Origin of the sequence: Sorangium sp. So ce375 (assembly GCF_051473855.1) — a bacterium.
Taxonomy (GTDB): domain Bacteria; phylum Myxococcota_A; class Polyangia; order Polyangiales; family Polyangiaceae; genus Sorangium.
The window spans coordinates 5,381,318-5,401,376 of sequence record NZ_CP150335.1 but is presented as its reverse complement, the minus strand read 5'-3'; the positions used below and the strand labels follow the sequence as shown (position 1 = coordinate 5,401,376).

Annotated in this window: 14 protein-coding genes; 4 read left to right on the top strand and 10 right to left on the bottom strand. The window is 73.1% G+C overall.

Annotated elements, in window-relative coordinates; all coding sequences use genetic code 11:
- The 4 genes from WME90_RS20060 to WME90_RS20045 all read right to left on the bottom strand — a co-directional run bounded on the left by WME90_RS20060 (position 1) and on the right by WME90_RS20045 (position 3,555).
- Positions 1-1,491, bottom strand: a complete 1,491-nt coding sequence (locus WME90_RS20060; protein ID WP_437282769.1) for a hypothetical protein — start codon at positions 1,489-1,491, stop codon at positions 1-3.
- 62 nt (positions 1,492-1,553) lie between these two features.
- On the bottom strand, positions 1,554-1,769 hold the full coding sequence (locus WME90_RS20055) for a hypothetical protein (protein WP_437282768.1): 216 nt from the start codon (positions 1,767-1,769) through the stop codon (positions 1,554-1,556).
- A 118-nt stretch (positions 1,770-1,887) separates the two neighbouring features.
- A complete protein-coding gene (locus WME90_RS20050) occupies positions 1,888-2,904 on the bottom strand; it encodes a tetratricopeptide repeat protein (protein ID WP_437282767.1) in 1,017 nt (338 codons plus the stop codon).
- Between the two features lie 198 nt (positions 2,905-3,102).
- Positions 3,103-3,555 (bottom strand): hypothetical protein, encoded by a 453-nt coding sequence (locus WME90_RS20045; protein ID WP_437282766.1) that lies wholly within the window; start codon positions 3,553-3,555, stop codon positions 3,103-3,105.
- Between the two features lie 190 nt (positions 3,556-3,745).
- Here WME90_RS20045 and WME90_RS20040 point away from each other — a divergent pair, with 190 nt between their 5' ends.
- Complete coding sequence (locus WME90_RS20040; protein WP_437282765.1) at positions 3,746-4,078, top strand: hypothetical protein; 333 nt, start codon at positions 3,746-3,748, stop codon at positions 4,076-4,078.
- A 108-nt stretch (positions 4,079-4,186) separates the two neighbouring features.
- Here WME90_RS20040 and moeB read toward each other — a convergent pair whose 3' ends face one another.
- Positions 4,187-5,350 carry a molybdopterin-synthase adenylyltransferase MoeB gene (gene moeB / locus WME90_RS20035; protein WP_437282764.1) on the bottom strand — a complete coding sequence of 388 codons (1,164 nt, stop codon included), beginning with the start codon at positions 5,348-5,350 and terminating at the stop codon, positions 4,187-4,189.
- A 190-nt stretch (positions 5,351-5,540) separates the two neighbouring features.
- Positions 5,541-7,091 carry a hypothetical protein gene (locus WME90_RS20030; RefSeq protein ID WP_437282763.1) on the bottom strand — a complete coding sequence of 517 codons (1,551 nt, stop codon included), beginning with the start codon at positions 7,089-7,091 and terminating at the stop codon, positions 5,541-5,543.
- A gap of 99 nt (positions 7,092-7,190) precedes the next feature.
- Here WME90_RS20030 and WME90_RS20025 point away from each other — a divergent pair, with 99 nt between their 5' ends.
- Entirely contained in the window at positions 7,191-7,904 is a 714-nt protein-coding gene (locus WME90_RS20025; RefSeq protein ID WP_437282762.1) for a cob(I)yrinic acid a,c-diamide adenosyltransferase, read from the top strand.
- Between the two features lie 21 nt (positions 7,905-7,925).
- On the opposite strand, the gene WME90_RS20020 is transcribed toward WME90_RS20025, so the two are convergent.
- From WME90_RS20020 to WME90_RS20010, 3 genes are all read right to left on the bottom strand, one after another.
- Positions 7,926-8,732, bottom strand: a complete 807-nt coding sequence (locus tag WME90_RS20020; RefSeq protein WP_437282761.1) for a CDP-alcohol phosphatidyltransferase family protein — start codon at positions 8,730-8,732, stop codon at positions 7,926-7,928.
- Positions 8,733-8,886: 154 nt separating this feature from the next.
- Positions 8,887-9,858, bottom strand: a complete 972-nt coding sequence (locus WME90_RS20015) for a hypothetical protein (protein ID WP_437282760.1) — start codon at positions 9,856-9,858, stop codon at positions 8,887-8,889.
- Positions 9,859-10,392: 534 nt separating this feature from the next.
- A complete protein-coding gene (locus tag WME90_RS20010; RefSeq protein ID WP_437282759.1) occupies positions 10,393-10,875 on the bottom strand; it encodes a MarR family winged helix-turn-helix transcriptional regulator in 483 nt (160 codons plus the stop codon).
- Positions 10,876-11,165: 290 nt separating this feature from the next.
- Between WME90_RS20010 and WME90_RS20005 the strand changes: the two genes are divergently transcribed.
- Together WME90_RS20005 and WME90_RS20000 are read left to right on the top strand one after the other, a co-directional pair.
- Positions 11,166-13,895, top strand: a complete 2,730-nt coding sequence (locus WME90_RS20005; protein ID WP_437282758.1) for a transglycosylase SLT domain-containing protein — start codon at positions 11,166-11,168, stop codon at positions 13,893-13,895.
- A 210-nt stretch (positions 13,896-14,105) separates the two neighbouring features.
- Complete coding sequence (locus WME90_RS20000; RefSeq protein WP_437282757.1) at positions 14,106-15,491, top strand: hypothetical protein; 1,386 nt, start codon at positions 14,106-14,108, stop codon at positions 15,489-15,491.
- A gap of 44 nt (positions 15,492-15,535) precedes the next feature.
- Here the strand turns inward: WME90_RS20000 and WME90_RS19995 are convergent, their stop codons facing one another.
- The gene (locus WME90_RS19995; RefSeq protein WP_437282756.1) at positions 15,536-19,987 is read right to left on the bottom strand and encodes a protein kinase domain-containing protein; all 4,452 of its coding nucleotides are present in this window, start codon (positions 19,985-19,987) and stop codon (positions 15,536-15,538) included.
- Positions 19,988-20,059 lie beyond the last annotated feature (72 nt).

Below are 20,059 nucleotides of genomic sequence, written 5' to 3'. Positions count from 1 at the left end.
TCAGCGCTTCTTCGCCGCTACCTTCTTGGCGGGGGCCTTCGCCGCCTTCTTGGCGGGGGCCTTCGCCGCCTTCTTGGCAGGGGCCTTCGCCGCCTTCTTCGCGGAAGCCGGCGCCGCGGCCTTCACCGTCGCGGACTTCTCTGCCGAGGCGCTCGCTTTCCTTGTCGTGGCGGCCGCCTTCTTCGCAGGCGCCTTCTTCCCACCTCGGACCGCCACGGCCGCGGGCTTGCTTGCCGCGGGCCGCTCCGCCGCCGACTCGAGCGGCTTGCTGGGCTTCGCGCGCGAGGCGGGCTTCTTGGCGGGCGCCTCCTCCTCGTCGAGGTCTTCAGCCTCGTCCTCATCGAGGTCTTCGTCCTCATCCTCGTCGAGGTCTTCGGCCTCCTCTTCGACGTCGAGGTCCTCGCCCTCCTCGCCGTCGAGGTCTTCGTCCTCGTCCTCGCCGTCGAGGTCTTCGTCCTCGTCCTCGTCGTCGAGGTCCTCGTCCTCGCCGTCGAGGTCCTCGTCCTCCTCCACCGCCACCAGAGCAGGCTCCCGGCGTCGCGACGCCGGAGCGTCCTGGCGCAGCGGAGCCGCGGCCGGCTTCCTGGGAGCGTCGACCTCGTCGAGCGGGTCGCCGAGCAGCGCGGCGATCTCGCGCTTGAAGTCGGTCATGTGGCTGTCGACCTCGAGCGCGTCCTGCTCGGACAGCGGCGTGAGCTTGAGCCTGAGGACGCGGTCGCCCGCGAGCTCCCACGACGCGGCGCAGCCGCCCTCGCGCAGCATCTTGGACGCGATGGAGTCGATCCGCTGGCGCAGGCCGCCGCGCGCTCCGGCCTCGATCCTGCGCTGCAGCTCGAAGCGGCGCTCCATCATCGGGAGCGTCACCACCTTCGCCTCGACGAGGTCGGAGAGCTCGTCGGCCACCGCCTCCTCGATCTCGAGCCGCGCGTCGGGATCGCTGCTCTCGAGCGAGAACGTCGCCTCGCGGAGCTCGGGATCGTAGCCCGTCAGCTTGCCGCCGGAGCTCTGGGCCGCGCGCGCCAGCGACTCGCGCAGCACCTGCACCGGCGCGCGCTTTCCGACCGTCGAGGCGACGTACCCGAGCATGTCCAGGCGCACGTGCACCGGGCCGTCGTCCTCCAGCCCGAGCTCGGGCCGCGGGCCGAGCAGCGCGTCGCGCATCACCCGGAAGACATCCCGCTTGATGACGTTGTCCTCGGTGAAGATGTCCTCGACGTGCTCGGACTCCATCAACGTGCTCGTGAGGCTCGCCACGAGCTCCTCGACCTGGTCGTCGATCTCGTCGGTGCCGAACGTGGTCGTGGGCTCTCCGTCGACGAGGGCCCACGGCTCGAGCCGGGGCGCGATGGCCGCGATGGCCGCGGACATCTTGTCCTCGAGCTCGCGCGCGAGCGCGGTCGCGCCGCCCCTGGCCACGAGGATGTGCCCGTGCGCCTTCAACGCGTCAACGATGCTCGTGGAAAGTCGGCGGGAGAGATTGCGCTCGTTCACGAGGCGCGCAGCTTACACGGTTTGCGCGGTATGGCGATATGAAGACCGCGGATCGGCCGTGCTCAGGGGTCGTTCTCGATCACCTTGATCAGCACGCCGCCGATGCGCGCCGGGATGACCGCGCGCGCTGCCTCGGCCCCTCCGGACCGGATGCTGACGCGGACGATGAAGCCGACCCCGTCCTCCCGCTCGACCCCGATGCCGACACACCACGGCTCGCCGCTGATCTTGGCCTTGAGCTCGTCCTTGGCCCGCCGGGCCGATCCCACGTCGCTCATCTCGTTCACCTCTCCTGAATTGGAGCGCGCAGCTGCAACCTCTCGCGCTCACTCGCTGATTCCGACCGCCAAGACCTGCCACGTCGCGGGCGCGTCGGCGATGCCCGCGGCGCCCGCTTCAGAGGTGCCTGCGCGCGATCTCGGCCCACGTGCCGGTCGGCTCGATCTCGAGGTACCTCCGCCAGCACGGGCGCGCCTTCGTCGGATCGCCGATCTGCTCGTACGCCATCGCGAGGTTGTAATAGGCGTCCGCGAAGCGCGGGTCGCTCTCGATGGCGCCGCGGAAATAGTTGATCGCCTCGGCCGCCCGGCCGCGCTCGAGCATCACGTAGCCGAGGTTGTACTGCGCCTCCGGCTGGGCCGCGTCGAGATCGAGCGCCTTCATGTAAAGCGCCTCCGCCTGCTCCTCGGCGTTGCGCCGGAAGCAGATGTTGCCGAGGTTCGTGTACGCGATAGCCAGCCAGGGGTCGATCTCGAGCGCGCGGCGGTAGAGCGCCTCGGCCTCGTCCATCGTCGCGGGATCCTCATCGAGCTGGCTGGCCTGCATGTAGAGCTCGTAGGCCGTGCGCGCGCGATCCCGGCCCACCTTCGGGCGGAGCACGCGCACGACGTCGTCGCGCAGGTCCTTCACCTCGAAGTCGAGCACCATCTGCCCCGTGAGCGGCTCGAACGCGCCGGACGCGCCCCGGACCACGACCGCCTTGCCGTCGAAGGCGACGCGGAGCTCGGCGAGGGGGCGCGTCACCTTGGGGAGCGCGGCGCGGATGTTCTCGATCGCCCGAGCGACGTCGCGCAGGCGCACCTTGCGGGCGATGAGGTCGCGCGCGGCGCGCAGCGCGATCAGGTCCGAGAAGGTGTACGCGCGCCGCCCGCGCCGCCGACCGCTCGGCGACGCGATGCCGGCGCGATCGAGCGAGCGCAGTCGCCCGGGCGAGATGCCGAGCAGGCGCGCGACCTCGGTGCCGGTGAACATGTCGGTGACCGGCTCACGGGCGCCCGGCGCAGGGAGCGGCGCCTCCGTCGCGCCCGCGTGCGGCGCGGGCGGGGGCTGCGACACCCGCCCGCCACCAGGGCCGAACACGACGTGGATCACCTTGTCGGAATTTTCCGAGGCGGAACGGTCCTTGTTGCTCATCGCAGCGTCACCGGCTCCGCGCCGAGGATCGGCGGAGGCAGAGCGCGTTGTGGGGAGCGTACCCCGGCTCGAGCCGGAGCGCTCCCGTTCTCCACGTGGACACGCGCGTCAAGAGGGCACGGCGCTGCGCGCTCGCGCTCGCGCTCGCGCTCGCGGCGCGCGCCGGCGAGCGGACTTCGGAAGGGGGGCGCATCACCATCACGCGCGCACCGTCCTGCCCGTCGTTACCATCACGCGCGCCGTGACGTCCACGGTCAGCGCGAACGAGACCACGGCCGCGCGCGGCGCGAGGCCGCAGCGGATCTCGGCCTGCATCGGCCCGAGCGGGCCCCCTGCGCGCGCGGCCGCCTCGCGCTGCGCCACGCGGAGCGCCCGCAGCCTGAGGTGCGGGTCGAGCGTGAGCGCCCGGTCGAGCAGCCCCGCCAGCGGCGCGTCCGGCGGCAGCGCGACGTGCAGGCTGGTCGACCCGTAGTAGACGAGCGCGCCCCCCTCGTGGCGGGTGCTGCCCTCGCTCAGCACGTCGGCGCTGTCGAACAGCGCGTGGAGGCGCCCCGTCGAGCAATTCACGAGCTCGATGTGCCTCCGCTGGAGGAGCGGGGGGCGCTGGACCTTCGCCAGACCGGGACCGGGTAGACGCTCGCTGCGCGACATGGCGATCGCGATCGTGGCACCGCTGCGCGCCGCTTCCCAAAAGCGCGCGGAGATCCGCACAAAGTTGCTGCGGCACCCGATTTCGTGCGGGACGCCGGGTGCCGCGCGGCCGCGACGAATTTGGCCATGCGCGGCGCGCCTTGCCACGATACGCGCCGCGCCGAAGGGCGCGAAGGAGCGACGAGCGAGCATGGACTACACGGGTACGGAGCGCCGCAGGCACCGGGTCTTCATCACCCGGAACACGGAGTATCACGTCCGCGACAACATCTGCGTCGCGGTCCGCGATCGGGCCGCGCGCAAATTCAGGCCAGCCCACCTTGCGCTGCACCTGAAGCTCCAGGGCGCGGTCCGGATCAACCCGAACGGCGTCGTGATCCCGGAGCCGCAGAACGCGCGCATCGGCTCCCCCATCTATTTTACCCAGATGGATCAGGACGGGATGGAGCGGCAGATCGTGACGAGCCGGGTGGAGGCGATCGAACGGCCCGAGAAGACCACGGTGCTCCAGTACCCCTCGTGACCCGGCGAAGCGCCCCCGCCGTGCGGCGCGGGCCCTCGTGATCGCGGTCGAGCGCGCGTCGCAGCGCGGGCGCTCGTTCCTCGAGCGCGCCGCGCCGGGTGTGTCCGCTCAGCCGAGCGTGCAGAAGCCTTCGTAGTCGATGTAGCTCGTGATGGTCGGCGACTCGCCGCAGGCGGGGCAGTTCTTGTCGCGGCGCAGCTTGAGCTCGCCGAACTTCATCCGCAGCGAGTCGTAGGTGAGGAGCCGGCCGATGAGCGGCGTCCCCTTGCCGAGGATCAGCTTGACCGCCTCGGTCGCCTGGATCATCCCGACGAGCCCCGGCAGGATCCCGAGCACGCCTGCTTCCTGGCAGCTCGGCGCGAGGTGAGGGGGCGGCGGCTCGGGGTAGAGGCACCGGTAGCAGGGGCCGACGCCCGGCATGAACGTCGTCACCTGGCCCTCGAAGCGGAAGATCGAGCCGTGGACGACGGGCTTCTTCTTGAAGACCGAGGCGTCGTTCACGAGGTAGCGCGTCGGGAAATTGTCGCACCCGTCGACGATGATGTCGAACTGGTCGAAGATGCGGTCGACGTTGCCGCTGTCGACGCGCTCCTGGAACTTCACGACCTTCACGTCGGGGTTCAGGTCGCGGATCGCCGTCTCGGCGCTGTCGACCTTGGGCATGCCCACGCGCGAGGTCGCGTGGAGGATCTGCCGCTGGAGGTTCGAGTTGTCGACGACGTCGGCGTCGACGAGGCCGAGCGTCCCGACGCCGGCGGCGGCCAGGTACAGGGCCGCCGGGCTGCCGAGCCCGCCGGCGCCGAGCAGGAGGACCTTGGAGGCGAGCAGCTTGGCTTGCCCCGCCTCGCCGACCTCGGGCAGGAGCAGGTGCCGGGAGTACCGATCCCGCTGCGCGTCGGTGAGGTTGGGCGGCATCTCGACCGGGAAGGCCATGTCCTTCCAGCGGGAGAACCCCGGGTTGGCGCTCTCGACGTTTGTGTAGCCGAGCTCCTGGAGCGTCTTTGCGGCGAGCGCCGAGCGCGTTCCGCCGGCGCAGTAGGCCACGATGTGGGCCGACTTGTCCGGCAGCCTCTGCTCCACTTGCATCTCCAGGAAGGCTCGCGGGATCGAGATGGCGCCCGGGATGAAGCCGGCGCGGTACTCCTCCTTCTCGCGCACATCCAGGAGCACCATCGGGACCTTGTCGTCGAGGCGGCGCTTAAGCTCAGTCAACGAGAGCTCGCGGATGGTCTTGCGGACGTCGGAGATGAGGTCGCTATAGGTCGTAGGCATCGTGGCTCCTCAGGGATGGAGAGACTTAGGTGCCCGGCGCTACGAGTCAACGACGGACGGCCGGCGGTCGATGATTGCTGCCTCGGGGGCAGCGCGCAGCGCCCCCGTCGGCGGAGGCGGGGCGGCTCGGTCTGGCGGCGCGGCGCAGCCAGCCGTGCGGCGGCGGCGGGAGGTCCGGCGGGGGGCCGCTCTAGCGGCTGCGGGGCAAGAGATCGGGCCGCGATCGGAGCGAGGCGAGGGGCTCCTCCTTCTGCATGCCCCCTTCGCACTGGATGCGCGCCACGCGGCCTGCGGGCGGCACGTCGACGATCGTCGCCAGCTCGTTCTCCGACTTGCAGAGGGCGAGGACCTTGGTGCCGGGGGCGAGGCGTCCGCTGCGGAGCTGCTTCCGCGGCAGCTTGATCTCCGCGTCGTCGGCGAGCCGTCGGACGGTGATGTCGGCCCCCTGGACGTCGCTCACGACGCCGAGCTCGAGCGTCGGCTGCTTCTCGCGGAGCGGGCCCCACACGCGCTCGCCCTTCAGCTGATCGTTCGGCAGGAGCCAGTCGTCGGTCGGCTCCTGGGCGAGTCGGGGCAGCGGCACCCACCCGATCGCGACGTCGAACGCGGCGGTGATCACGGCCGTGCCGGGATCGACCTCGGTCACCAGCGCGCGATCCTTTGTCTGGCCGATGACCCACACCGGGGTCGAGGGCGCGAGGCTCCTCGTCGGCTCGCCGTCGCTGTCCGACGCGGGCGAGACCGCGACGGTGCCGTGAGACCAGCGCTTTTCCGGCTTCTTCATGGGCTTCATCCGGACCTTCTGCGCCTCGACCCACGCCGCGAGGGCGGCGCGCTTCCGCGCGAGCGACTCGGGCAGCGCGCTGCTCCCCGGCAGCTCGGCCACGTCCAGCCCGAGCGCCTCCCAGCGCAGGAGCGCGATGGTCGCGTCGAGCTGCCCCAGCGTCGCCGCCGCGTTCTGGGTGCCGAGCGCCCTCCCGGCGAGCTCGGCCAGCCGCGGCGCCGCGGCCGCGCGGACCCGCCCGAGGATCGCGCGCCCTTGCTCCTCGGACGCGTCTCCACGTTTGACGGCGGCGTCGAGCTTCTCGACCACGCTCGCCCAGCGTCCGGCCGAGACGTCCGCCTCGACCTGGCCATAGAGGACCTCGGCGATCGTGGCGTCGAGCTCCTCGGTGAGCCGGTTCGCGGCGTCGTCGCCGAGGACCGTCCTCGTCGGCGGCGCCGCGAGGAACGCGCGCGCGTCCGCGAGCTTGCCGGCGATCGTCGCCTCGTCGACCTTCCCGCTCGCGCACGCCACCGCCTCCGACGCCAGGAGCCGCCGGATCTCGTGGGTGAACGCCTCGCTCTTCAGCTCGTCGATCCGCGCCGACAGCTTGTGGAACGCGGCCTCGCACTCCTTTTGGCCGAGCAGATCGGCGGCGTCGTTGGCCCAGAGCTTCGCCTCGCGCCTGTCGACCTTCTCGCGGAGCTCGCCGATCTGGTACCGGTGCGAGTCGACGCCGAGCGCGCTCGCCTTGTCGAGCAGCGCGCGGGCGTCAGCGTAGCGCTTGTCGGACAGCGCGCGGCTCGCCTCGTCGACGCGGCGCTGGCTCTCCTGGATGCGCGCCATCTCGGCCGTGACGGCGGGCTGTGGCGCTGGTCGCGCGGGGGCCTCGGCGGCGCAGCCCGCCGCGACGGAGAGCGCGGCGAGGACGAGGGCGATGGGGACGGGAGGACGGTGCAGCGGCCCTGCTGAGCGCATAGGAACAGGACTCTTCCACTTCCTCTGGAGGATCGTCAATGTCGCCTCTCCAGCGGCGTTTCTTGACCCTCGGTGGCTCACGCTTTACGTGGACGACCTGTGAGCGATGACGATACGCGCGGGACGGGTGCCCAGCGACCGGACGCCGTGGAGAGCGGCGGCGAGCGCGTCTTCAAGGCGCCGAAGATCACGATCAACCGCGTCTACACGCGGCAGGGGGACGGCGGGCTGACCCGGCTCGTCGGCGGGCAGCTCGTCCCGAAGGACGACGCGCGGATCGAGACCTACGGCACCGTCGACGAGCTCAACTCGCTGGTCGGCGCCGCGCGGCAGACGTTGATCGAGCTGCTCCCGGGCGCGCCGAGCGAGGGCGCCGAGGGGCTCATGGAGCTCGGGCGCACGCTGCTCCGCGTCCAGCACGAGCTCTTCAACCTCGGCTCGATCCTCGCGACGCTCCCGGAGGACGTCCACCCGCGGCAGCCCCGTGTGACGCAGGCGGAGATCGATCTCCTCGAGGCCGAGATGGACCGTTGCCAGGCCGACCTGCCGGCGCTGCGCTCGTTCGTCCTCCCCGGCGGCTCGCGGCTCAACACGGATCTCCATGTGGCGCGGACGGTGTGCCGCCGGGCGGAGCGCTGCTGCGTGCGCCTCGCCCAGGCAGGCCACGCCGATCCCGACGCGGTCCGCTACCTGAACCGCCTGAGCGACGCGCTCTTCGTCTGGAGCCGCTGGGGGGCCGCGCTCCTCGGCACGCCGGAGATCCTCTGGGAGCCCGACGCGTCGGCGAGCGGCGGCAAGGCGCCGGCCACCTGAGCTGGGCGGCCCAGGCCGGGTTCACAGGGGCGCGCTGGTGGCCTTGCCGCCGCGGAGCAGGCGCGGGTGCTCTCCGCCGGTGCGCGCGGTCGTCCTTGGCTCGGGCAGCTCGGGCAGCTCTGCCGCGTCGGCCGCCGCGAGCGTGGCGCGCGCGCGCTGGACGAGCCGCAGGCCCGCGGCGAGGCCGAAGCCCGCCACGAGGGCGAGGCAGGCGAGCGTGATCGGGAAGGGGAGGGCGCCGGTCAGCCGCGTGCTCGGCACGGCGGGGCCGAAGACGAGCGCCGCGACGAGGTAGGCGAGCCGCTCGTGCCGGCGCATCAGCCCGTTGGGCAGCGAGATCCGGTAGGCGTCGGCCTTGGCGCGCGCGTAGCTCACGAGCGACGAGGCGACCATCGCGACGAGCGGGATCGCGAGCGCGGCGGGGTGCTCGCGGTAGAAGACGGCGAGGCCGATGAGCGGCGCCGCGTCGGACAGGCGATCGAGGCACGAGTCGAGCACCGCGCCGGCGCGCGACGCCGTGCCGCCTTCGCGCGCCACCATGCCGTCCAGCGCGTCGAGGACGGCGCTCGCGACGAGCAGCGCGGCGCCGGACCGGAAGCGGCCGGTCGCGAGCAGCGGAGCGCAGGCGAGCGACAGTCCGAGCGAGAGGTAGGTGAGGGCGTCCGGCGAGACGCCTAGGCGCACGAGCGCGCGCGCGGGGGCGTGGAACGACCAGTAGAAGGCCTCGACCACCGGCCCGGGGAGCAGCGCGCTCCCGGGAGAGGCGCCGAGCCGCGGCATCGCGGGTCGGCCGCGGCGGGCGACGCGCACGGCGTAGGCGCCGAGCACGGCTGTGCAGATTAGGATCGCAACGACGCAGGGGAGGACGGCCACACCGAGGCGGTTGCAGGGTTCGATCCGGAACCGCCGAAGGCGACGCGCCGGGCCGCGCCCGCGACGTGGTGAAGGGCCGCGGAAGCGCGCGCCGGGCGGGCGGGCGGAGCTAGGGGCAGCTGACGCGCGAGAGCCGGATGCCCTCGTCTTGCTCCGCGTAGGCGATACCGAGCTCCTGGCCTGTCCAGGCCACCGCCGGGTACCGGCCGGTCGCGCCGCCGCTCACCTCGAGCTCGGCGCCCATGGGCTCGAGGTCCCGGCTCAGCAGCGTGACGAACACGCCCGGGGGGCCGTCGCGGAACTGGTAGTAGGCGACGGCCAGGCCGTGCCCGGTCCACGCGAGCGCCGGCCAGTTCGCGCTGCCCTCGCCGCGCGAGACGACGGTCTCGGGAGACACCTCGTCCTGCGCGGAGATACGGAGCGCGCGGATCTGCTCGGCGCCGCTGCGGATGTCCTCCCAGACGAGGAAGGCGTCGCCTCCGCCGAGCGCGACGCGCGACATCTTCGCGGTCACGCCCTGGTGCGCGATCGGATCGAGCGGAGCGCTCTCGTGGCCCGGCCTGGCGAAGCTGAGCGTGTCGCCCTCCGTCCAGATCAGCGCGGCCTTCTCGCCGTCCGTCGCGACGGCCGGAAATTGCGCCTGCTCCAGCGGCGTCGAGCTGCTGAGCGCGCCGCTGTCGAGGTGACCGAGCAGCGACCCGCCCGTGTCCATCCACGTGATGAGGGTCCCGTCCTCGCTCGCCGCCGCGATGGGCCAGGACTCGGCGGTTCCGCTCATGACCAGATCGAAGGCCGCGCCTTCGGCGGCGCCTTCCAGCGTCGCGTAGCGGCCGCGAACGACGCTGCCCGCGCCGTCCAGGTCCTGCCAGACGACGAGCAGGCGTTGCCCGTCGCGCTGAACGCTCGGGTGGCTGGAGACGCCTGGCCCGTCCTCGAGCACCTCTTCCCGCAGCATGTTGCCGTCTGCGTCGACGGCGGCGAGGTGGATGTCGCCCTCGTCGGCGTTGCGCTCTTGCCAGGCGATGGCGAAGCCCGACCCGGTCCACGCGATCGAGGGCGTGGTCCCGCGGCCGCTGCTCATCTTCAGGCCTTGCGCCGCGACCGTGCACGCTGCGGCATGGCTTCCGCTCCCTCCCTCTCCCGATGCGTGCCCTCCGCCTCCCGCCTCTTCTGCTTTGCCGCCTCGTTCTCCGGAGCCGCAGCCCCAAGCCGCGGCGACGATCGCCGCGCTGATCGAGCCAAGAACCCAGTGCCTCATTGTTCCCCCGTCGTGGTGATGGGAGGCGCTCGGCGCGGCGCGCGCCGGGCGGCGTTCACACCGAACGCCTCGATTCACGGGTCCGGCGCGGCGACGTCCTCCGTCTCGGGGACGGCGCGGAGCGGGTCGCCGTGCGGGACGACCGCGGTTTCTTTGTTCGATGTCCGGACGGGCGCTGGGTCGCGGTCGAGCCCCGCGCTTCGCGCAGATGACGCAGCGCGCGCCGTGTCTCCGGGCGCGAAGCGCCGCTCGCCCAGCGCGCGCGGGCCCGAGCGCCCTGCGCGCCTGCCAGGCGTTCACGGACCGCCGCTGCCCTGACTGGATCGCGCCCCGCGCGCGTCGATCCGACCGAACGCGCTACTCGTCGCCTTCCTGCGGCTGCAGCGCCTCGGCGACGGCCGCGAGCACGTCCTGCGCGGCGTCGAGCTTGCGTCGCGGCACCGACTTCAGCGCCTGTCGCACGGCCGCCTCGACCGTGCCGGTGCGGAGGCTGTCGAGCTCGCGTCCGCGCGCGGTGAGGCCCAGGAGCGCGCGGCGGCCGTCGTTCGGATCGACCCGGCGCTCGATGATGCCGCGCTCCTGGAGCCGCTTGAGCACGCCCGTGAGCGTGCTCGGGTGCAGCTGCATGATCTCGGCGAGCTGCCCGGCGGAGATGCCGGGGTAGCGCCCGACGATGCGGATGACGAGCCGCTGCGGGCCCGTCACGCCCATCTTCGCCTCCATGCGCTTCGACGTCGACTGCAGGCCGTGATCGACGGCCCACAGCAGCTTCATGAAGTCGAGCACCTCGCCCAGCCGAGAGCTCTTCTCTGAAGGGGATCCGGCTTGAGACGAGCGCATCGCCGATGCTTGCTAGCTCGCCCGGACGCAGGCGGCTAGTGCTGGGCGCACGGAGGGCGACCGGCGCCGGGGCGAACAGGGGGCGCGGCGCTCTTGGGGCGCGGCGCTCTTGTGGATCACCGATGAATGGGCCGGAGCGGGCAGCTCGCGGGGAGCCGCGGGCGCGCCGGGAAGCCGGGGAGGCGAGGAAGGTGAGGAGGGCGCGTGACGTCGAGCAGCGCACAGCGTGGCCGTCGTCTCCGCGCTTTGCCGTAGCGCTGGTGGGCGGTTTCGGAGCAAGATCCAGGTCCATGAGCAGGGCACGGCGAGCCGCTCTCTGGACCGGGCTCGGCGCGCTGCTGTGCATCTCCGGCGCGGCCGTCGGCCAGGTGCCGTCGGTGCGCGCGTCCTTCTCGGCGGCGTACCGCGCCTTCCGGGATCCCAGCCTGCTCGACCCCGCGCCGGCTGGCGCGGCCGCGGCCGACGCCTGCCCTCCGCCCATCGGCGACGCGCCGCCGGCCCTCACGGCGCTCGTCGTGCGCGAGTTCGAGCCCGCGTCGGACGAGGATCTCGAGGATCCCGAAGGGGCGGTGCTGGCCACGCTGGCGATGCCGGATCTCGACGTGCCCCTCACGCGCCGCACGATGCGGTTCGTCCGCTTCTTCGCGCAGTCCGACGAGGGGCGCGCGGTCTTCCAGCGGCGCTTCCGGCGCGCCGGCGCGTACCGCGAGATCATCGAGCGCTCGCTCCGCGACGCGGGCCTCCCGGAGGATCTGCTCTGGGTCGCGGCGATCGAGAGCGGCTTCGACCCGCGGGCGGTCTCGCCGGCCGGCGCGGCGGGGCTCTGGCAGTTCATGCCGAGGACGGGCGAGGCCTACGGCCTGGAGCAGTCCGAGTGGATCGACGCGCGCATGGGCCTGACGCGCGCCACGGACGCCGCGACCGCGCACCTGCGCGACCTGTACGAGCGCTTCGGCCGCTGGGACCTCGCGCTGGCGGCGTACAACCTCGGTTACGAGGGGGTCCTCCGCGCGCTGTCGAAGGTCGCGGCGACGCGCGATCTCGAGGCCCGCGGGCCCATCGGGCTCGCGGAGCTCTCGCAGGCCGGCGCCATCCCCAAGGAGACCTCCGACTACGTGCCGCAGATCATGGCGTTCGCGATCGTCGCGGCGAACCGCGGGCGCTTCGGGCTGGACCTGCCCGACGTCGCGCCCCTCCCGCCGCTCGATCTCGGCGAGGTCGCGGTGCCGCCGGGGACGCGGCTCCGCACCATCGCGCGCGCCGCGGGCGTCTCGACGGCCGTGCTGCGCGAGCACAACCCGGAGCTCCTGCGCGACCGCGTCCCTCCCGGCCGCGTCGACCACCTGATCTCGCTGCCCGCCGATCGCGTCGCGCGCGCCATGGCTCTCTTTCCCGCCTACCTCGCCCATGAGGAGCTCGACGCGGAGGAGGGCGACGGCGCGGCGGGCGCTGCGCCGTCGGGTCGGGACGAGCTCGGCGCGCTCGCGCTGGACGGCGCGTCGCTGCCGCCCCGCCCCGTGTCGCTCGGTCGGAACCGGCTCCCGTCCTTCACCCCGCCCGGCCAGGCGCCGGCGCCCATGCCGCTGCTCGGCAACCCGGAGGCGCTGGAGGCGAGGCTCCCGATCGTGATGATCGGCGGCGGCGGTGGCTCTCGCTCTGCCTTCGAGGACGACCCGCTCGGCATCAGGAGCGGGCGCCTCGTCCCGACGTCGCCGTTCGACGACGTCGAAGGCCCGAGCGCGCGCCGCGCCCTCAAGGGTCGCGAGGCGGCGATCGAGAAGCAGATAGGGCTCCTCGCTGGGCTCGGCCAGGAGCAGGTGCAGCGCTTCCGTCTCCCGAACGGCATCGCGGTCGACCTCCGGGAAGATCCCGCGGCGCCGCTCGTCTCGATCAGCGCGGCCGTCGCCGTCCCCGCGCGGTCCGCGAGCGACGCCGGCGCGGCGGCGCCAGCCCTTGCCAGCGAGGCGCGCGTCGCGATCACCGTGCCTCCGCGCGATCTCGAGGTCGGCGTCGATCTGGTCGCCGCGCGCCTCAGGATGCTGCTCGGCGAGGCGAGCGCGGCGCGCGTGGCCGAGCTCAGGAGGGAGGCCAGCGCGGCCTCGCGGCGCGCGCTCGAGCGGACGCCGTATGGCCCATCGTGGCTCGCGCTCGGGGACGCGCTGTTCCCCGCCGGCCACCCGCTGGAGGGCACCTTGATCGGGGCGCGCGGCGACGCGGGCGCGGCGAGCGAGCTCCTGCTCACCGAGTCGCTCCGGCGCGAGCGCGCGGCGGCCCAGGCGACGATCGCGCTCTCGGGCGACGTCTCCCGCGCGGCGGTCGAGCAGGCGCTCTCGCGCTCGCTCCAGCGCGTCGTCGTGGAGCCGGAGCGGCCCATCGGGCCCCACCCGCGCGAGGAGCGGATCGTCATCGAGGACGCGGTCCCAGCGCCGCGGCTGCTCTATGGCTGGATCGCGCCGCCGGAGGGGGGCGCGGACGAGGCGTCGCTCCGGGTGGCGATGGAGATCCTCACGGGCCCGCGCGTCGCGCGGCTCGCGAAGGCCCTCGTGACGGAGGGGCAGCTCGCGTCGGACGTGACGGGGCGGCTGTCGCTCGGCGCGCAGGCGAGCGTCGCGGCGGTGGAGCTCACGCCTGCCCCGTCGCGCAGCGCCGCCGAGCTGGAGCAGCGCCTCGACGCCGAGCTCGCGTCGCTCGCGGCGTCCGGGCCCACCTGGAAGGAGCTGGCCCTCGCGAAGGCCTTGCTCAAGCTCGATCTCGAGCGGGAGCTCACGCGGCGCGCCGCGGTCGCGCCGCCGCCTGCGTCTCCTCGCCCCGTCACGGATCTGCGGCTGCGCGCCGCGCTCGATCCAGGCAGCTTGCCGAGGCTGCTCCGCGCGCTCGAGGAGGTCGAGCCGGCCGACGTGCGCGCGGTCGTCGCGCGCACGTTCGGCCGAGAGCGAAGGGTGAGCGTCACGACATGGCCGCGCGGCGGAAGCACTGTTGCGACCGCCGCCCCCTCAACGCCCCCGCCGCCCGCTCCGTAACAGCGTCAACAACGTCCGCGAGGCCGCCGAGGCCTGTCGAACGCGGCCGGACGCGGCCAAACGCCGCTGAACACAGGCCGAACGCGGGCCGAACATGGCCGATGAGGACCCGCGTCGCCCGTTCAGCACCCCGCGTGCCAGCGGGCTTTCTTACCATGGACTTATGGACAGGTATGGACAGCTGGTAGCGATTGGAGATAGCACGGGAGAATGACGACCCCTGTAAAGCCGCTGATGGCTGCGGCACCAGCGAGCGAGCACGCCGCCCATTTCCAGGACGGTGTCTATCGGCCTTCCCTCTCGTCGCCGGCCGAAGCGCCGGGGCCGGCGCTCCGCGTGACGCGAAGCGGCGTCATGGAGCGCGCAGCGCGGCCCGCCACGAGGGCGAACTCCGGCGTGCGGTTCGTGGAGGCGTCCGAGCGGCCTTCGCTGCTCGACCAGGTGCACGCGGTCATCGCGCTGGAAGGGCAGCCGGTGCTGCGCAATCTGCTCATCACCCAGTGCTACTACGAGATCTCCGCGGAGCTCGTGGAGCTGCTCGGCGGGCGCAACGCTCACTGGTGCACCTTCGCCACGTGGGCCTCGAAGACCGCGGGGCGGTTCATCCGCAACGAGGAGGTGCCGGCGGTGCTCCGGCAGCTGATCCTCTCGGACGAGGACGAGCGGGAGGCGATCTCGCAGCGCGCCGGGCTCAACAGGGGGCGCGGCCAGGGCGAGCCCGAGCGGGAGCGCGCCCCGCGCATCAGCGGCATCGACCTGCTCACGCCCTGGTGGGGTCATGGGCTCGATCTGATGGAGATCCCGGAGCGGATCTTGCGCGAGCTGAGCTCGGACATCGCTATCGGCAACCTCAAGGTCTTCGAGGAGCTCGGACCGATGTTCGTGCGCATGATCCAGATCTATCGAGAGTGCCCGCAGCCCGGCGACGCGCAGCTCGCGGCCCTGCTCGATGGGCTGCAGCCAGGCCCGTCTCCGGAGGGCGGTCAGGGGCTGCTCCGCAGCGCCGCGGCGCACTACCACGCGGCGATGCTCACCGAGGACAAGGACAGGAAAGCGGAGCTGATCCTCCTCGCCAACGCGCGCGTCGGGCTGCACGAGCAGGTGCGGCTCCAGCCGTACATCGCGCGGGCGCTCAACGCGCCCGTCCGCTGCATGCTCGACTCGATCGGCCTGCGCGGGCGGCGCCTGCCCGAGGCGCTGGAGGCCATCGTCCTCGATCAGGTCGAGAAGGTGCAGGCGCTCTGGCGCCTCCTGGCCACGAAGGAAATGATGACGATGCGCTTGCCGGACGAGATCCTCGATCTCGGTCACGACCTGCCCGCGCCGCCCGGCTTGCCGCTCCACTGCGCGGAGCTCGCGACCATCGAGGATCGCGAGCTCCGCGAGCTCCTGAGCGAGTACGACGCCCACGACCAGACGACGGCCGGCTGCGGCGCCGAGGACTGGGCGTCCCTGCGCGAGCGCATGAGCTACATCCTCGAGCTGTTCCGCTCACGGCAGTCGTGCGCTCGGCTCCTCGAGCGGCCCTTCAGCAGCGAGCAGCACGCCGACATCGTCGCCTGGCGGGTGCCGATGCCCATCTACGGCGATCTCTAGCGCCGCGCTCCAGCGATCCGGCGGGGATCCCCGACGGCGGCCTCTTACCCTTCCGGCGCGTCGCCCGCCGCGTCGGGGCACGCCGCGCGGCGCTCGGAGAGCTGCGCCAGAAGGCCGAGCGCGCCCTGGCGCTCCGCGATCTCGCGCCCGCGCCGGAAGGACGCCTCGGCCCGAGCTCGCGCCTCCTCGGCCGTCGGCGTGCCGCGCGCGAGGGCGACCTCGCCCTCGAGGCGATAGAGCTCTGCCTCGAAGTAGCGCTCGTCGCTCTTCTCCACGAAGGCGAGCGTGTCGGCGAGGAGCGCGCTCGCCTCGTCGACGTTGCCCGCGCCCAGCTCGGCCTCGATGAGCGCTGACCGCCAGTAGGTGAGCGACACGCGGCTGCCGACGCCCGTCAGCATCGCCAGGCCTCCACGGATGCGCGCGGCGCCCTCCGCGAAGCGCGCGCGCGCCGCCTCGCCGGCCGGCCCGTCGGCGGCGTGCGCCGCCGTCGCCCAGCCGAGGTCGATCTGGCTGAGCGCCGTCCAGTGGGGCATGCCCACCTCCCCGGAGAGCTTGCTGAGCGCGTGCGCGTGCGCCTCCGCGCCAGCGAGATCGCCGAGCAGGCAGCACAGCACGGCGGCGAAGTGCTCGACGAAGCCGCGGCTCACGGGCTGGTTCAGCTCTTCGCACAGCGCGATCGCCTCGGCGATCGAGGACCTGGCGCGCTCCGGCTCGCCGAGGTGGAACGCGATCCAGGCGAGGTGGGACAGGGAGAACGCCGCGGCGTCCTGGCCGAAGAGGAAGGCGAGCGGCAGGTGACGCGCGGGATCGTAGAGCGCGAGCACCTTGTTGAAGTGCTCTCGGGCCTCGCGGAGGCGCCCTCGGAGGAAGCGCGTCGCGCCGAGCGCCTGGTGGGCGCCCAGCGAGATGCCGGCGTCGCCCGTGCTCTCGGCGAGCGCGAGCAGCTGCTCGCCGTGCTGCTCCGCCAGCGCGTAGTCGCCGCGGACGTGGAAGAAGATCCAGAGCCCCCACAGCGCGGGGAAGAGCTGCGGCGAGGAGCCCGCCTCGCGGCAGAGCGCGTGTGCGCGCGCGTACGCCGCCTCGACCTCCGGGGCGGCGTAGCCGCGCGTGATCATCAGCGGGACGCCGAGCGTGGTCTGGAGCGTGATCTCGTCGCGCATCCGCTCCTTGGTCTCGGGGAGCTGCTTGAGGAGCTCGAGCCCGCGGCTGAGCTGGATGATCGCCTCGGCGTGCGCGGACGAGAACAGCGAGGCCTCGCCTGCGCGCTGCCACGCGGCGACGGCAGGGCCGATCAGCGCGGCCTCGGTGTAGTGCCGCGCGAGCAGCTCGGGCGGCGTATCCCGGGTGCGCTCGGCGAGGACGGCGGCGATGCGCGCGTGGTACACCTGCCGGGTGCTGCGGAGCAGCGACTGGTACGCCGCGTCCTGCACCAGCGCGTGCTTGAACGTGTACGTCGCGCGCGGCGGGCGCCCTCGCTGGAAGAGCAGCTCGGCGTCGACGAGCTGCGCGAGCGCCTCGCGCAGCGACTCGGGGCTCGACGCCATGAGGAGCGGCTCGGCGCTCGCGCCGCCTGCCGCGCAGAGCTCGAGCGCCTCGTAGCCGAACGAGCGGCCGAACACCGCGCCGAGCTGCGCCACCTCCTTGGCCGGGCCGAGGCGATCGAGGCGCGACATCAGCGAGTGCTGGAGCGTGGTCGGGATCTCGAGCGCGCCCGTCCACTGTCGCGCCGCGCCCGGCGCCCCGGTCGACTCCCCAGCGGCCGCCTGCGCGGCGGCCGACTCGACCACCATGCGCGTGAGCTCCTCGGCGAACAGCGGGACGCCGTCGCTGCGCTCGGCGAGCGTCCGGATCACCTCGTCCGGCAGCGGCGCCTGCATGGCCGACGCGCCGCTCGTCGCGTAGGCGCCGGCCAGCTGCTGGACGAGCGCCCGCATCCGCTCGGCGCTGAGGGGGGCGAGGTAGATCTGGGTGAAGTGCGAGCGCACCGGCCACGGCGGCGCGAACGTGGGGCGCGCGGTCAGGAGCAGCAGCAGCGGAGACGGCCGCCCCTCGTCGATGAGCCGGCCGAGCAGCTCCAGGGTCGACGGGTCGGCCCAGTGCAGATCCTCGGCCGTGAGCACGAGCGGCTGTCGATCGGCGAGCCCGAGGAAGAGCTGAAGGAGCGAGGAGATGGTCTCCTGCCGCTGGCGCTGCGGCGTGAGCGCCGGCACGGGGTGGCGCCCCTCGGTCGGGATCGACAGCAGCGCCGCGAGCAGCGGCACGGCGAGCGGCCCCGCCTCCGCGTCGGCGAGCAGCTTCTCCAGCCGCGCGAGCCGGTCTTCGCGCGGCGCGATCCCCGCGCCGCGCTCGGTCGACGGCGCGGAGCCGCTCAGCGTGCTCGCGCGCTCGCGGTCGCCTGCGAGCAGCGCGTTGAGCAGCTCGATCACCGGATAGAAGGCGCTGTTCTGGAGCTGGGGCGAGCAGCGCGCCTCGAGCCACAGGTGAGGCGTCCCGGCCAGCCGATCGCGGAAGGCGCGCACGCTCCGCGACTTGCCGATCCCCGCCTCGCCCGTCATCAGCACGACCTGCCCCGCGCCGCCCGCGGCCCGCGTCCACCGGGCGGCGAGCTCGTCGAGCTCGCTGTCTCGCCCGACGAGCGGGGTGAGCCCGTGCTGCATCCTCGCGTCCAGCCGGTCCCGCGCGGTCGTGCGCCCGTGCACCGCGAAGACCTCGATCGGCTGGCGCGCCTCCTTCGGGCTGATCTCGCCGAGCGCGTCCACGTGATAGTAGCCCTCGACGAGCTTCAGCGTGGCGCGGCTCACGAGCACCGTGCCCGGCTCGGCGTGGCTCTTCAGCTGCGTCGCGGCGTTCAAGGTCGGCCCTGCGAGCGACGGCGCGGCGTCGCTGTCCGCCACGACGACGAGCCCGGTGTGCACGCCGACCTGCACGGACAGGGGCACGGACACGAGCTCGCGCGTGCTCAGGCGGGACATGTGCTCGACCAGATCGAGCGCCGCCTGCACGGCGCGGAGCGCGTCGTCCTCCCTCGCCACGGGGTGGCCGAAATAGGCGATCGTCTCCTCGCCGGGGGAGCGGAGGAACACCCCCTCCTGCGCCTCGATCACCTGGGCGCACACCGCCTGATACATCTGGACGAGCTCGTGGAACGCCTCGCTGTCCACCGTATCCGCGATGCGCTCGGCGCCGGCGAGCCCGCAGACCAGCACGGTGAGCTGGCGGCGCTCGCCGCGGCCGGTGGCCGCCACCGGCCGCGTTCCGGGCGCGACGCTCGGGCGGGAGCTGAAGCTCGCGGCCGGCGGCGCCTGCGGGCTCCCGGACGCGCCGAGGTGGATCGACGCGTCGCGGATCGGCCTCGCCGGCGCCGCGGCGGGCGCGAAGCTGCGGCCTGGGATCGCGAGCGTCGGCGCGGCGCCGAGCCGCTCGTCCTGCCGCTGCTGCTCGGGCGATTTGCGCACCGTGCCCGGCAGCGACTCGGGCTGCTCGGACGGCACGAGCTGGGTCTCCTGCTCGGCCTCGACCTGCTGCACCGCACGCGTCGCGATCGCCCGCTGCTCCACGCCGCCGCGCTCCTTCAGCGAGGCGGCGTGACCTGGGTCGAGCGGCAACGGCCACGGGATCGCCGACACGTCGCACTCCTCCAGCAGCTCGTAGGCCTCGCGGGCGGACCGGAAGCGGTGCGCCGGCGACTTGGCGGTCGCCTGCTCGAGCAGCGCGCCGAGGGGATGGCCGCGGAGGGCGCGGGGGATCGGCACCGGCTCGGGGCTCAGCTGGCGGAAGATGACCTCGGCGACCGTCGCCTCGTGCATCACGGGCGCGCCCATCAGGCACTCGAGAAAGGTCAGCCCCCATGCGTAGATGTCCGCCGCGGTGGTCGGGGTGGACTGCACGAGCTGCTCTGGGGCCATGTAGGCCGGGGTCCCGTTGAACTCCCCGGTGGGCGTGAGCGCGCGGTAGTCGGCGGATCGGGCCTCGCCGATGAGCGCGGCGATGCCGAAGTCGAGCACCTTGGCGTGTGTCCGCTTGCCGGATCCGGCGACCATGATGTTGTGCGGCTTGAGGTCGCGGTGCACGACGCCGCGCTCGTGGGCGAAGCCGATGGCGTCGAGCACCTGCAGCATCAGACGCTTCGCCTCGTTCGGCTCGACCCCCCTCGTGCGCTGGCAGCGCGCGGTCAGCGTCTCGCCGTCGACGTACTCCAGCGCAAGGTAGAGCTCGCCTTCCGGCAGGCGTCCGGCGTCGAGCAGGCGGACGATGTTCGGGTGGCTCAGCTGGGCGATGACCTGCATCTCCCGCTCGAAGCGCGCCTCCTGCGAGCTCGACTCGCGCGAGCGCCGCAGCACCTCGGGCCGCAGCAGCTTGAGCGCCACCCGCTGGGTGGTCACGATCTGGCGCGCCTCGTAGACGACGCTATGGCCGCCGCTCCCGAGGTGGCCGAGCACCTGATACCGGCCGTCCACGAGCGCGCCGACCTCGAGCAATCCATGGCGAGCGGACATCTCTTGATCTCTTACCGCCGAACGCTGCCGGAGTGGATCGTGAACGCCGCTGACGGCCCAGGTTGATCGCTC